This window comes from Paraburkholderia sp. J10-1 (assembly GCF_905220165.1).
In the GTDB taxonomy this organism is placed as follows: Bacteria; Pseudomonadota; Gammaproteobacteria; order Burkholderiales; family Burkholderiaceae; genus Paraburkholderia.
Genome location: NZ_CAJMYW010000013.1, coordinates 1 through 13,637 on the forward strand (window position 1 = coordinate 1; position 13,637 = coordinate 13,637).

Genomic DNA, 13,637 nt, shown 5'->3' on the forward strand with positions numbered 1-13,637 from the left:
CGCCGTGAGCACGGGCCGCATCTGCGTGGCCGCGCTGAACACGCGCAACCTCGACGTCGTGGCGAGCGCAGTCGCACAAGTGCTGAAGTAAAGGCATTGCCGCAACGCGGCATGCTGATGCGATAAAAAAGGCGTCCGTTCGAAAGAACGGACGCCTTTTTCTTTGTCGAGTGGCGAAAGCCGCGAATGACTCAGACGCCGTGGCCGCGCATGTCGCGATGGATATCGTACGTGACGAAACCCGAGTCGTTATCGGGCTTGTCGAGCCAGCCCGGCTGCGCGAGCGAGGCGCGGATGTCCTGCAAACCGCTTGCCCAGTGTTCGCGCATGGTCGAGATGCCGAACTGGTAGTCCTTGAAGTGCCCCTCGTATTCCTTCTGCCGGTAGATGAGGTGGATTACGTTGTACTTCTTCGAGCACGACAGCTCGTCCGCCAGTGCGACCCACGGATCATTGCGATGCTCGGGCGCGACGCGATCGAGCACCTCGCGCAGCACATGGCGGTAACGCTGCGAGCGCTGCAGGATGTCGGTCACGAGACGCGTGCGGCTCGAATACTGAATGTCCTTCACGCGGCCCTGCACGTCGATGAGATTGTCGGGCACCGGCCCGCGCGCGCTCCAGAGATCGACCTGGAACGCGAGCGTGTCGCGCCGCGGCGTGGTCTGGATCACCTCGTAGAGCGGCGTGTTCGACATCAGGCCGCCGTCCCAGTAGTACTCGCCGTCGATCTCCACCGCCGCGAAGCCTGGCGGCAGCGCGCCCGAGGCAATGAAATGCTCGGGGCGCAGCTTCGTGGTCTTGTTGTCGAAATAGACGAAGTTGCCGCTGCCCACGTTGACCGCGCCCACCGACACGCGCGTTTCGCCCGAGTTGATGCGCTCGAAGTCGCACAGACGTTCCAGCGTCGCCTTGAGCGGCTTCGTGTCGTAGTAGCTGGCCGTTTCGGGCGAGCCCGACCCATGAGGCAGCGGCGGCGGAAAGCGCGGCACGAAAAAGCCCTTCTGCCCTTCCATGATCGCGCCTGCCGCCTGCATGGCCGTGAACGTCTTGCGCACGGCGGCATTCGCATTGAAGAGCGCGTGCTCGACGAAGGACGGCAACGGGAAGCTGTAGGCCGGCTGGCAGATCGTTTCCCAGAACTCGCGCAGACGCGCCACGCGATGCTCAGGCGCATTGCCCGCGATGATGGCGGTATTGAGCGCGCCAATTGAAATGCCCGCGATCCAGTTGGGCGCAATGCCGGCCTCGACGAGCCCTTCGTACACGCCCGCCTGATACGCGCCGAGCGCCCCGCCCCCCTGCAGCGTGAGCGCGATGGTTTCCCACTCCTTGGCCTGCGGGCCGCACTGGGAAACATGCGGATGCGGTGCGTTGCCGGCATGCGCGCCGGACTGTGCACTGGCATGCGCGCCGACTTCGTCGTCGACTGCGCTCGACTGGACCTGCCCTTTCTTGCGTTGCGCCATTGCCGCGCCTCCTGCGCTCGATGCCTGCGTTATTGCATGAACCAGCCGTGGCTCACCACGAAGGACTGGCCGGTGAACGCAGCGCTCGGGAACGCCGAGAGGAAGAGCACGGTTTGCGCGACGTCCTCGACGGTCGTGAAAATACCGTCCACTGTGCCGCCGAGCATCACGCGCTTGACCACTTCTTCTTCGGAGATGCCGAGTTCCTTGGCCTGCTCCGGAATCTGCTTTTCCACGAGAGGCGTGCGCACGAAGCCCGGACACACCACGTGCGAGCGCACATTGTGCTTGCCGCCCTCCTTGGCGAGTACGCGCGCGAGGCCGAGCAGCGCGTGCTTGGCCGCGACATAGGCCGACTTCAGCGGCGACGCCTCGTGCGAGTGGACCGAACCCATGTAGATCACCACGCCGCCGCGGTCGTCCTTGTACATGTGCTTGAGCACCGCCTTGGTGGTGAGGAATGCGCCGTCCACATGGATGGCCTGCATCTTCTTCCAGTCGGAAAACGCGTAGTTCTCGATCGGGTTCACGATCTGGATGCCGGCGTTCGAGATGAGGATATCGACCGGGCCGAGTTCGGCCGCGACGCGGTCGATGCCCTGGTTCACGGCGTCCTCATTGGTCACGTCCATGGCGACGCCGATGGCCTTGCCGCCTGCGCCCTTGATCTCTTCGGCCACGGCGTCCGCGCCGCTCTGGTTCAGGTCGGCGATGGCGACCGCAGCGCCTGCCTGCGCGAGCGTGAGGGCGATCTGCTTGCCAATGCCGCTGGCCGCGCCGGTAACGACTGCGACCTTGCCATCGAGTTTCGTGTTCAGTGAGAGAGACGACATCGGGCACCTCCAGGTGAGTGAACGGGACAGGATGAAACCTCGGAGCGCGCGCCGTCAAACCTGACGAATGGCTTATGCCATCCGGCCGGATGTTGCGTCGCGGCCAACCAGGCTATTGTGCATGAACCCGTCTCGTCCAAGCATCGAGCAAGACAAGCAAAAGCGATTTTCGCCGCAGTGCAAAGCGCAATGCGGCATGCCAGCCACCGCAAGGCCGTTCAGCAACAATGGCCAAGTCGTGCTAGCTTTATCGGCTCACAAGGAGGCGTTAATGAACTATCGGCGACTGGGCCGCTCAGGCCTGCAGGTAAGCGAACTGTCCATCGGCTCGTGGGTCACCTACGGAAACCAGGTCGACGCCAGGCTCGCGCGCGAATCGCTCGCGGCGGCGCGCGACGCGGGCATCAACTTCTTCGACAACGCCGAGGCTTATGCAGGCGGCAAGTCGGAAGAGCTCATGGGCCAGGCGCTCAAGGAGCTAGCGTGGCCGCGCGTGAGCTACGTGGTCTCGACCAAGTTCTACTGGGGCTTGAACGAAGCGCCCAACCAGTACCACACGCTCAACCGCAAGTACCTCATGAACGCGATCGACGGCTCGCTCAAGCGGCTGCAGCTCGAATATGTCGATCTCGTGTTCTGCCACCGTCCCGACCCGAACACGCCGGTCGAGGAAACCGTCTGGGCGATGAGCGACATGATCACGCGCGGCAAGGCGCTCTACTGGGGCACGTCGGAATGGAGCGCCGACGAAATCCGCGCCGCGTGGGAAATTGCGGAGCGTCATCACCTGCACAAGCCGGTCATGGAGCAGCCGCAGTACAACCTGTTCCATCGCACGCGCGTGGAAGACGAATACCGCCGGCTCTACGAGGACATTGGCCTCGGCCTCACCACCTGGAGCCCGCTCGCCTCGGGCCTGCTCACCGGCAAATATCGCGGCGGCGTGCCGTCGGGCAGCCGCGCGGAACTGCAGGGCTACGACTGGCTGCGCAAGAATGTTACCGACCCTGACAAGAACGAGATCGTCGGCAAGCTCGCCGAGTTCGCGAAACAGCTCGACTGCTCGGTGGGGCAGCTGGCGCTCGCGTGGATCCTGAAGAATCCGCATGTGAGCACGGTCATCACCGGGGCCTCGCGTATCGAGCAGATCGGTGAAAACATGAAGGCGCGCGACGTGGCGGAAAAGATCACGCCGGACGTCAAGGCGCAGATCGAGGCCATCGTCGGCGACGCTTACGACTGACGTCTCGCGCATGCCCGCAACGCGCGGCGCGCTCGCCGCCGTCGGATGGGGGCACGCCTGAGCGCGTCCGGGAGGTTGGCGTACTGCGGGTGACTCGCGTTGCGGCTGCGCACTCGCGGTGACGTACAATACGCGGCCTCGCTGCGCGCACCGCTGCTTCGGTAGCGGTGTGCGTATGGCGCAGGCAGGCGGCGCAGCAATCGCGCCGCCGCCGTTTTCCCCGTTCTCACCGGACTTCGTGTCCCGTCCATCATGCTGAGCTACCGTCACGCCTTCCACGCCGGCAATCATGCCGATGTCCTGAAACACGCCGTCGTCGTGCAACTGCTGCATTACCTCGGCAAGAAGGACAAGGCGTACTGGTACATCGACACCCACGCGGGCGCGGGCGCCTACGCATTGCGCGAAGGCTACGCCACGAAGAACGCCGAGTTCGACACGGGTATCGGCAAGCTGTGGGGCCGCAACGACCTGCCTGCGGCGCTCGCCGAGTACGTGGACGAAGTGGCGGCGCTGAACCCCGATGGCGACTTGCGCTTCTACCCGGGCTCTCCCTATCTCGCGTGGCGTCTCATGCGCGAGCAGGACCGCATGCGGCTCTTCGAATTGCACAGCACGGAAATCGACGTGCTGCGCCACCGCTTCCACGACGCGGGGCGCCGCGTGATGATCTACGCAGGCGACGGCTTCGACGGCATCAAGGCGCTCCTGCCCCCGCCTCCGCGCCGTGCGCTCGTGCTGATCGACCCGTCTTTCGAGGACAAGCGCGACTACGCGCGCACGCTGACCTGCGTCGAGGAAAGCCTCAAGCGCTTTGCGAATGGCACTTATGCGGTGTGGTATCCGCAGGTCACGCGTCCCGAGTCGCAGCGCTTTCCGGAGCAACTCAAGCGCCTGCAGGACAAGAACTGGCTGCACCTCACGCTTTCAGTGAGCAATCCGCCCGAAGACGGTTTCGGCCTTTACGGCAGCGGCATGTTCATCCTGAACCCGCCCTACACGCTCGAAGCGGCGATGAAAGAGGCGCTGCCCTGGCTTGTGAAAACGCTCGGCCAGGACGCCGGCGCACAGTTCAAGATCGAGTCGCGCGGCGACTGAGCCGCGCGAACCGCCTCACTCCGCTTGAGGCGTCACTGCCCGGCCGGCAACGGCTGGGGAAGCGGCGGCGTTTCGCGATGAGGCGGGCGTGGCGGCCGCGGCGGCGGATTCGGCCGACCGCCGCCCTGCTGCACTTCCACATACGGCGCGACGACATAGGGCTGCGACGAATCCGGCGCAAGACCCGCCGGCTGCGCCGCCTGCACCATCGGTTCGTGCGAGAGCGGCGCGTTTTGCAGAACGATGCCCGGTTGACCGTCGCTAATCCCTCTTTGCGTATCCAGAATCAGCGGCTGCCCCGCATGCACGCTGGCGCTGGCGCACGCCATGGCGATGGCGATCAGCCCCGCACGCGCAACAGAAAAACGCCGCGGCGCGCGGCGCGGCGACACCAATGTGCGATGGGAAATGCGGTCTTGCACCATGAATGGCCCCCGGAGAGATAGCGACACCATTGCTATGACGGCTTGTCGCAAAAAAGACTTTACCTTACCGCGGTGGGAAGGCTCAGACTCTGCTCCATCGGTGGCGCAGAAATGACAAAGCCCCGCCAATGCGGGGCTTGAAACTGTGCTGCTCTCACCGGGTCGACACCCGGTCAGTGGCCTGCAGCGCCGGCTTACAGCGAGCTGTAGCCGTTCGACTCGATCGAACGAATGCGCTGTTCGAGCTGGACGATATCGGCCGACGATGCGAGATACGCTTCGCGGCGACGACGTTCAGCAGTTTCAAACCAGTTGCTCAGCTTTTCAAGAAGGAATGCAAACATGATGGTGTGCTCCAAGGATTCGGTTCGGCGATCCCCGGTGAATTCGCATCAGGGATAACCCTCATTAGGGATAACCCGCATTATAACGGTTGCACCGAACTTTGCTAGTGAATTGCCCGAATACCGTGCATTCCATTTTGGAATGATGGTGGAATACGAATCGGCAACATCATGTTTTATCGACACATTTTTCAGCATTTTCGCAGGCGATTGTCAGCAATCGCGCGCAAACGCACCAATATAGTGCAATTAGTCAGCGCGGTTGCGGCAATTTGCCCATGGCGGTTGCACCTGCGCTCAGTGCGCGTGGCCGGGCTCGTGGCAGTCCGTCGCGGCGGTGTCGGCAAGCCGTTCGATGATCGGGCAATCGGGGCGGTCGTTGCCCTGGCAGTGCGAAGCCAGATGGGCGAGCGTGTCGCGCATCTGGGTCAGTTCGGCGATGCGCTGGTCGAGTTCGGCGACGTGTTCGAGCGCGATCGACTTGACCTCGGCGCTCGCGCGCGAGCGGTCGTGCCAGAGCGCCAGCAGGCGCCGGATGTCGTCCACCAGAAAGCCGAGCCGGCGCGCCTGACGGATGAAGCGCAGCGAATGCACCTCCTGCGCACCATAGACCCGGTAGCCGGACTCCGTACGCCCCTTGGGCGCAAGCAGCCCGACACTTTCGTAGTAGCGAATCATTTTCGCCGTGACGCCCGATTCGCGCGCCGCTTCGCCGATGTTCACGCCGTTCTCCCGCTGTCTGGTCAAAGGTTGATCAATGGTTTGATCGTACACCTTCCCATGATGGGAAGGTCCAGCGCGTCAACCGGCCCCGCTGGCATAATCCGCCGGCGGCCTCATATCGAGTAGTAGCAAGCCTCAATCTCTGAAAAAGGAACACACGATGATCCAGTTCAACGTCGAAGGCATGAGCTGCCAGCACTGCGTAGGCGCCGTCACGCGCGCGATCCACGAACACGACGCGCAAGCCAAAGTCGAGATCGATCTGGCCGCCGGTCGCGTGAAGGTCGAATCGAGCCAGAGCGCCGAAGTCCTGAAGTCGGCGATCGACGAAGCCGGCTACACCGTGGTCGGCACGGCCAGCGTCTGACAGGCCGCGCCATGTTCAAGGTTGCCGTGATCGGCGCGTCCGGCCTGCTAGGTCGCGCCATCGTCCGCGAACTCGCCGCGCAAACGCCCTGGCAGGTCGTGCCGACCGCGTTCCGCCATGGCGGCCCGCAGCAGACCGTGCTCGATGTGCGCGACGCGCAGGCCGTGAACGCATTCGTCGAGCGCGAGGCGCCCGACGCGATCGTACTGGCCGCCGCCGAGCGCCGCCCCGACGTGTGCGAGCACGATCCGGCGGCAGCGCGTGCGCTCAATGTCGATGCCGTGCGCAGCGTCGCTGCGGCGGCGCGCCAGAGCGACGCGTGGGTGCTTTCGATCTCCACCGATTACGTGTTCGACGGCACGCAGCCGCCCTACCGTATCGACGACACGCCCAATCCGCTCAACGCCTACGGTCACAGCAAGCTCGAAGGCGAACAGGCCCTGCTCGAAACCAGCGACAACGCGCTCGTGCTGCGCCTGCCCTTGCTGTACGGGCCGATCGTCGGCTGGCATGAATCGGCGGTCACGAGCCTCGTGCCGGCTATCCGCGCGTCGGCGCAGCCCGGGGCGCAGGCGGCGCCGATGGACGCGTGGGCCACGCGCTACCCCACTTTCACGCCCGACGTGGCGTTCGTGATCCGCGAACTACTGTTGCGCTGCGCGGATGGCGCACCCGTGCGCGGCATCGCGCAATGGTCCGGCGACGAGCCGATGACGAAGTACGACATCGCCGAGCGCATCGCGCAGGCACTGGGCGTAGAAGCGCGTCTGCTCGCACAGCCGACGCCCACCGACGCCACGCCGCGCCCACGCAACTGCCATCTCGATTCGAGCCGTCTCAAAACACTGGGCATGGGCCGCCGCACGCCGTTCGACGCGGCGATTCGCGCCGTGCTCGACGCTTTCATGAAAGACGGCGCATAGCGCGGGGGAGCACCGCAGTGGCCCGTCACGAGGCCGTTGCGCGCATGGTTTCTACGTAGAAACCCGCCGCGAACATTCAATGGAAATTCCGGCTCTCCGTTGCGAGCCGCCCAAGCAGCCGGCTGTGGTCCTCCAGCCGGTGCGCCACGAGGTGCACCACCTCGCCTTCGCGCTGCACCACGCCCGCCACCGCCAGCAGCGAAGACCCGAGCAGCGCCTTGCGCTGCGACTCGACGAGCGCCGCGTGCACGATCACGTTGATGGTGCCGGTTTCGTCTTCCAGAGAAACGAAGATTGTGCCGTTCGCCGTGCCCGGCCGCTGCCGCACCGTGACGATGCCGCACACGCGCGCGAGCATGCCGTGCCGGCAATGCGCCAGTTGCTCCGCCGTGCGAAAACGCTGCTTGGTGAGGCCGTGGCGCAGCAGTTCGAGCGGATGGCGATTGAGCGTGAGACGCAGGCTCGCATAATCGGCGACGATTTCCGCGCCCTCGGAAGCATGCGGCAACGCGAGCGGCGCCTCGGCAACGGGCGCATCGCGCAACAGCGCAGGCACCGCGTGCTGCGCCGTCACGGCCCACCATGCCTCGCGCCGGTGGCCCGCAATGCTCGCAAGCGCGTTCGACGCCGCCAGCGCCTCCAGTTCGCGCCGCGTGAGCGCCGCGCGGCGCGCGAGGTCGTCGACATCGGTGAACGGTGCGCGCTCGCGCGCCTCCATCACCCGCCGCGCGGCATCTTCGGAAAAGCCCTTGATGAGACTGAAGCCGAGGCGCACGGCCGGGCCGTCGCGTCCATAGCGCCGCGGCGCGAGCGCAATGCGTGAGCGCACGACGCGCTTCGCGCCGTCCATGAACCTGTGCCGCCGGCCGCCGCGCTTGAGCGTGCCGCGCAGCAACAGCGCAGCCGCGCCCAGCAGCGCGCGATACCGCAGCACCTCGGCATGGCGCACGCGCAGCGCCCCGGCATCGAGCCGCTCCCCCGGTGCGCCGCGCCGCTCCAGCACCGACGCCCAGTCGCTCAACGCGATATCGGGCGCACGCACCTGCACGCCGTGACGCTTCGCATCCTGCACGAGCTGCGAAGGCGAATAAAAACCGAGTGGCTGACTGTTCAGAAGTCCTGCCAGAAATGCCGCGGGCTCGTAACGCTTGAGCCACGAGCTCGTGTAGACGAGCAGCGCGAAACTCGCCGCATGGCTTTCCGGAAAGCCGTAGTCGCCGAAACCCTCGATCTGCTTGCAGATGCGTTCGGCGAACTCCAGCGAGTAACCTTTCTTGAGCATGCGCTGCGTGAGATCCGCCTGATACGGACGCAGATCGCCGTCGCGCCGCCATGCGGCCATCGCGCGGCGCAGCTTGTCGGCCTCCTCGCCGGTGTAGTCGGCGGCGACCATGGCGAGATGCATCACCTGCTCCTGAAAGATCGGCACGCCGAGCGTGCGCTCGAGCACCGGGCGCAATTCCTCCTTCGCGTACGCCACCGCTTCGTCGCCATGCCTGCGCTTGAGGTACGGATGCACCATGTCGCCCTGGATCGGCCCCGGCCGCACGATCGCCACCTGAATCACGAGGTCGTAATACGTGCGCGGCCGCAAACGCGGCAGCATGCTTTGCTGCGCGCGCGACTCAATCTGGAACACGCCGACCGTATCGGCTTTGGCGCACATGCGATACACCGCCGGGTCCTCGGCGGGAATGTCCTGCACGCGCATCTCCGGCAACCCGCGCCTTAGCGCCACGAATTCGAGCGAGCGCCGGATCGCCGAGAGCATGCCGAGCGCGAGCACGTCCACTTTCAAGAGCCGCAGCGCGTCGATATCGTCCTTGTCCCACTCGATCACGTAGCGGTCCTTCATCGCCGCGTTTTCGATTGGCACGAGCCGCGAGAGCTTGTCGCGCGCGATCACGAAACCGCCCACGTGCTGCGAGAGATGGCGCGGAAATCCACGCAGCTCGCGCGTGAGACGAATGAGCTGCTGCGTGACGTGCGAGTCCGGCGAAAAGCCCGCCTCCTCCAGATGGCGCGCGATCGAATCGGGGCCGTCCCACCACTGATGCGCGCCCGAGAGCTTTTCGACGAGCGCATTGTCGAGGCCGAGCGCCTTGCCCACGTCGCGCAGCGCGCTGCGCGAGCGATAGGTGATGAGCGTCGCGGCCAGCGCGGCGCGGCGCGTGCCGTACTTGCGGTAGATGTACTGAATGACTTCTTCGCGGCGCTGATGCTCGAAGTCGACGTCGATGTCGGGCGGCTCGTTGCGCGCACGAGAGAGAAAGCGCGCCACGAGCATGTTCATGCGCACGGGGTCGATCTCCGTGATCTTCAGGCAATAGCAGACCACCGAGTTGGCCGCCGAACCGCGCCCCTGGCACAGGATCTTCTGCTCGCGCGCGAAGCGGACGATGTCGTGCACCGTGAGGAAGTACTTCTCGTACTTCAGCTCGTCGATGAGTTCGAGTTCCTGTTCGATCTGATTGCGGCGCTTGTCGTTCAGGCCGTCGGGCCAGCGCTCCAGGGCGCCCTTCATCACGAGCTTGCGCAACCACGTTTGCGGGGTTTCGCCGGGCGGCACCAGTTCCTCGGGATATTCGTAGGCCAGCTCGCCGAGCGAAAACGTGCAGCGCCGCGCGACGTCGAGCGTCGCGTCGAGTGCCTCGCGCGGATAAATCGCACCAAGGCGCACGCGCGAGCGCAGATGCCGCTCCGCATTCGCCTCCAGCGCGCGCCCGCAGGAAGCCAGCGGCTTGCCGATGCGAATCGCGCTCAACGTGTCCTGCAACGGCTTGCGCGAACGCGCGTGCATCAGCACGCCGCCAGCCGCGACGAGCGGCAGGCCGCTTTCCTGCGAGACGTGGCGCAGCACTTCGATCTGCGTGTCGTCGCCGCCGGTTTGCCAGAGTTCGAGCGCGAGCCACGCGCGTTCGGCCGCGAAGCCCGCGAGCCAGTGCGCGGCGCGCAGCGTTTGCGCGAGCGTGGCCGTGCGCTGCGGCACGAGCAGCAGCACGCAGTCGCGCAAGTGCTTCAGATGCTCGAAGTCCGGATCGGGCTCGGTGAAATCGGCGGGATGCACGCGATAGCTGCCCTTCGCCGCACGCGAGCGCGCGAGCGTGATCAGCTCGCACAGATTGCCGTAGCCTTCGCGATTCGTTGCGAGCGCAACGATCGTGCAGAACGGCGCGCCATGTTCATCGACGAGATTCAGCTCGCTGCCGATCAGCAAATGCAGCGACGGTTCGAACGGGCCCAAGGCCGCGGCGGCGGAGTTGCCGCCGCGTTCGCGGGCCTCGCGCACGGCTTCGTCATGCGCTTTCTTGCGCGCCTCGTCGTATTCGTTGAGCGCGCTCCAGGCGCGCACGACGCCCGCGAACGAGCATTCGTCGGTGATCGCAAGCGCACGGTAGCCGTGGCGGATCGCCTGCTCGACCAGCTCACCCGGGCGCGACGCGCCGTGCAGGAAAGTGAAGTTGGTGAGGCAGTGCAGCTCCGCGTAGTCAGGCAACTGCGCGGACAACTGTGCAGGCGATTGCGCTGGCAACTGTGAAGGCGACGGCGCGCCCGTCCCGCTGGTCGACATGATTCCTGAAACCCGAATGAGCGACGAACAAGCGCTAGCCGAACAGGCCTTGCAAATACCACTGGCCGCCAATGCGCTCGCGATACAGCCAGAACATGCGGCCCTGGTCGTCGGCGGCGACGTAGTAGTCGCGCCCGACGCCCTCGCCGTCCCACCAGCCGGACTCGATGCGCTCGGTGCGTGTGAGCGTCTTCAGCGGCCGTCGATAAACCGGGCGGTCACCGCGCGTCGCGAGCTTGAGCGGCTTTTCGAGCAGCCACGCCGGACGCGGCTGGGCCGGCAGCGGCACCTCGGGCAGGTCGAAGGCGCTTTGCACGGGCGCGCTCGCGTCCGCTTCCTGCTGCGGCTTGCCTGCCTTGCGCGGCTTGCGCGCACGCTTGGCGCCGCTCTCGCGGTAAGGCCGCGCCGACATCGCCAGCTCGGGCCGATGATCGTCCTCGACGAAAAGCTGCAGCACGTTCTGCTCGCCAAGCCGCGCGCCGATGCGCTCGAAGAGCTGCCCGAGCGATGCTTCGGCGGCCTCGGCCATCGGAAAGAGCGTGTCGGTGGGTGCCGCGTATTCGCTCACCTGCGAGGCGACGAGCGCAAGTCCAATGACGGGCGCGGCAAGCTCGGTCTGATTCAGGCGCTCGCGCAGCAGCCACAGCAGATGCTCGGCGTCGCGCGAAGGCGACGCCCACGCGATCGCGAGCGTCGAGGTGCGCGGCGCATGCCGCGAAGCCAGTTCGTGCTCCAGACGCAATTCGAAGCCGCTCAACGCCGCGTGCTGCGCGGCAAGCCAGCCGGCCAGCTGCATCACGAGCCGGCGCGCGGCAAAGAGCAGCGCCTCGGCGCTCTCCACGCGCGCCTGCAATTCGAGCGCCGCGTGAAACGACGGCGGCGCGGCGAACCAGACACGCGGATCAGGCGCTTCGCCGCGCGCCTGCGCGAGCCAGCCGAGCACGCCGTCGCCGAAACGCCGCACGATGCCCTCGCGCGGCAGCCGCCGCAGATCGCCGAGCGTCGCGCAGCCGATCTGCGTGAGCGCGTGGTCGTGCTGCGCGGCGAACGGCGCAAGCGTGACCGGCAGCGAATCGAGCACGCGCGCGAGCGTCGTTTCCTTGAGCACGTGCCAGCGGCGCGACGAACGCGTGACGCGCGCCTGCGCGAGCGTCCACGCGCCCCACGCCGTGGGCGCGCAGGCGATGCGCGCGGTATGTCCGCAGCTGGCCACCGTCGCCGCAACCTTCCCGAGCAGCGCGCGCACGCCGCCGAAAAGACGCAAACCCGAGCCGACTTCGAGCAACAGTGTGTGCGACTGCGCGAACGACACCTTGGGCGTATAGGCGAGCAACGCGAGCGCGAGCGCCTCGAACGCACGGGTCTCGCGCGCCGGATCGGCTTCGAGCAGCACGAGCCCCGGCGCAAGCGCCAGCGCATGCGAGCGCGTGTTGCCGGGCTCGACGCCCAGGCGCAGCGCGTCGAGATCGGCGATCAGGATGCGCGTGTGGTCGGCGAGCGCGTAGCAGCGCGGCGCGCTGACGGCATCGGCATCGGCGCTTTCAGGCAGGCGCGCTGTTGACGGCGCCGGCGGCATCAGAGGTCTGACGGCCTCCAGCGGCAACAACGGCAAGGTGACGGCGATCCACAGCATGATTGACCCCGGGCCACGGCATGACGACGGAGGCTGCGTCCGGCTGGGGCAGCACCGCGTCCTGCAGCGGCAATGTAATGACGAGTGGCTGGGCGGGCGGCGGCCCGCGGCGCTTGAAGATATCGACGCAGAGCGCGGCAAGCTGCATCCATTGCCGCCGGTTCAGGTTCGCGTCGTCGGGCGGCGGCACCGGCGAGCAGGTCATGCGCAGCGGCGCCGGCGACGACTGGTTGCGCGCGGCGAGCGGCCGCACGAGAAACGCGAGCGCCTGCGAATCCTGGGCGGCGACCTGCAGACGGCGCACGGCGTCGGGGCGCGCTTTCGTCTGCCAGAGCAGCACGGCGCCCATGCCTTCCTGCTTGAGCGCCTGCTCGGCCACCCAGGCGGCCTCGTCTTCGGCCGCACGCACCCAGATCACGCGCTCGAGCGCGAGCCCCCACGCCTTGAGCGCGCAGGCGTACGGGCGCCATGGCGGCGCGACGAGCAGCACGTGCCGGCCCGCCTGTGCGGTAAGCGCGCGCAGCGCTGGAGCGACGAGCCGCATCTCGCCCACGCCGCCCTGCTCGACGAGCAGTTCGGTCAGGCTGCCTGCGGGCCAGCCGGCGCCGGGAAGCTGGGCGTCGAGCGGGGCGTGGCCGCTCGGCATCGAGCGCTCGCTGGCGTGCGCGAGCTGATCGCCTTGCCACACGCGGCTTTGCAGCCGGGGGGGCAAGTGCGCGGCGAGTTGCGCAGTGGTCTGGACGGCTGCTGCCATGGTTCGTAGCCTGGTTGATGGGAACGCTCCGCCCTGCCCGGCAGGAAATGGGGCATCGGCAAGCAGGAGGCCGGTTCGCCTCCACCTGTATATTTATACAGTATTTTATGGGATTGGAGGAAGGCGGGAAATGGGGGATTGATTACTCCCGGACGCTGGGGCTTACGTCCGGGGCAAACGCCGCTTAAGGCAGGCGAGTAGCGCGCACGCTGAAGGGCGCGCTGAGGGGGAACACTGAGGGACGAACTGGAAGA

Annotated in this window: 12 protein-coding genes; 4 read left to right on the forward strand and 8 right to left on the reverse strand. The window is 66.4% G+C overall.

What is annotated here, in order from left to right; translation table 11 throughout:
• Window positions 1–191 precede the first annotated feature (191 nt).
• Together U5A65_RS30355 and U5A65_RS30360 are read right to left on the reverse strand one after the other, a co-directional pair.
• On the reverse strand, window positions 192–1,469 hold the full coding sequence (locus tag U5A65_RS30355) for a patatin-like phospholipase family protein (RefSeq protein ID WP_321948744.1): 1,278 nt from the start codon (window positions 1,467–1,469) through the stop codon (window positions 192–194).
• Window positions 1,470–1,498: 29 nt separating this feature from the next.
• The gene (locus U5A65_RS30360) at window positions 1,499–2,302 is read right to left on the reverse strand and encodes a 3-hydroxybutyrate dehydrogenase (RefSeq protein ID WP_233882158.1); all 804 of its coding nucleotides are present in this window, start codon (window positions 2,300–2,302) and stop codon (window positions 1,499–1,501) included.
• Between the two features lie 271 nt (window positions 2,303–2,573).
• On the opposite strand from U5A65_RS30360, the gene U5A65_RS30365 reads away from it, so the two are divergent.
• Window positions 2,574–3,545, forward strand: coding sequence for an aldo/keto reductase (locus U5A65_RS30365; protein WP_321912417.1), 972 nt, complete (start codon window positions 2,574–2,576; stop codon window positions 3,543–3,545).
• A gap of 252 nt (window positions 3,546–3,797) precedes the next feature.
• Complete coding sequence (locus U5A65_RS30370) at window positions 3,798–4,643, forward strand: 23S rRNA (adenine(2030)-N(6))-methyltransferase RlmJ (RefSeq protein WP_321912419.1); 846 nt, start codon at window positions 3,798–3,800, stop codon at window positions 4,641–4,643.
• Between the two features lie 32 nt (window positions 4,644–4,675).
• On the opposite strand, the gene U5A65_RS30375 is transcribed toward U5A65_RS30370, so the two are convergent.
• From U5A65_RS30375 to cueR, 3 genes are all read right to left on the reverse strand, one after another.
• Window positions 4,676–5,068 carry a hypothetical protein gene (locus tag U5A65_RS30375; RefSeq protein WP_321936081.1) on the reverse strand — a complete coding sequence of 131 codons (393 nt, stop codon included), beginning with the start codon at window positions 5,066–5,068 and terminating at the stop codon, window positions 4,676–4,678.
• 194 nt (window positions 5,069–5,262) lie between these two features.
• Window positions 5,263–5,412 carry a DUF3563 family protein gene (locus U5A65_RS30380; protein WP_321912421.1) on the reverse strand — a complete coding sequence of 50 codons (150 nt, stop codon included), beginning with the start codon at window positions 5,410–5,412 and terminating at the stop codon, window positions 5,263–5,265.
• A 297-nt stretch (window positions 5,413–5,709) separates the two neighbouring features.
• Window positions 5,710–6,135: a Cu(I)-responsive transcriptional regulator gene (gene cueR, locus U5A65_RS30385; protein WP_321912423.1), complete on the reverse strand. Its 426-nt coding sequence runs from the start codon at window positions 6,133–6,135 to the stop codon at window positions 5,710–5,712.
• A gap of 160 nt (window positions 6,136–6,295) precedes the next feature.
• Here cueR and U5A65_RS30390 point away from each other — a divergent pair, with 160 nt between their 5' ends.
• Both U5A65_RS30390 and U5A65_RS30395 read left to right on the forward strand, forming a co-directional pair.
• Window positions 6,296–6,502 (forward strand): heavy-metal-associated domain-containing protein, encoded by a 207-nt coding sequence (locus U5A65_RS30390; protein ID WP_321912425.1) that lies wholly within the window; start codon window positions 6,296–6,298, stop codon window positions 6,500–6,502.
• 11 nt (window positions 6,503–6,513) lie between these two features.
• Window positions 6,514–7,425 carry an SDR family oxidoreductase gene (locus U5A65_RS30395; RefSeq protein WP_321948745.1) on the forward strand — a complete coding sequence of 304 codons (912 nt, stop codon included), beginning with the start codon at window positions 6,514–6,516 and terminating at the stop codon, window positions 7,423–7,425.
• A 76-nt stretch (window positions 7,426–7,501) separates the two neighbouring features.
• Here the strand turns inward: U5A65_RS30395 and U5A65_RS30400 are convergent, their stop codons facing one another.
• The 3 genes from U5A65_RS30400 to imuA are packed head-to-tail and all read right to left on the reverse strand — an operon-like array spanning window position 7,502 to window position 13,383.
• The gene (locus U5A65_RS30400; protein WP_321948746.1) at window positions 7,502–10,996 is read right to left on the reverse strand and encodes an error-prone DNA polymerase; all 3,495 of its coding nucleotides are present in this window, start codon (window positions 10,994–10,996) and stop codon (window positions 7,502–7,504) included.
• A 34-nt stretch (window positions 10,997–11,030) separates the two neighbouring features.
• Window positions 11,031–12,629, reverse strand: a complete 1,599-nt coding sequence (locus tag U5A65_RS30405; protein WP_321912431.1) for a DNA polymerase Y family protein — start codon at window positions 12,627–12,629, stop codon at window positions 11,031–11,033.
• Window positions 12,538–13,383 carry a translesion DNA synthesis-associated protein ImuA gene (gene imuA, locus U5A65_RS30410; protein WP_321948747.1) on the reverse strand — a complete coding sequence of 282 codons (846 nt, stop codon included), beginning with the start codon at window positions 13,381–13,383 and terminating at the stop codon, window positions 12,538–12,540. Before imuA ends, U5A65_RS30405 begins: the two co-directional genes overlap by 92 nt.
• Window positions 13,384–13,637 lie beyond the last annotated feature (254 nt).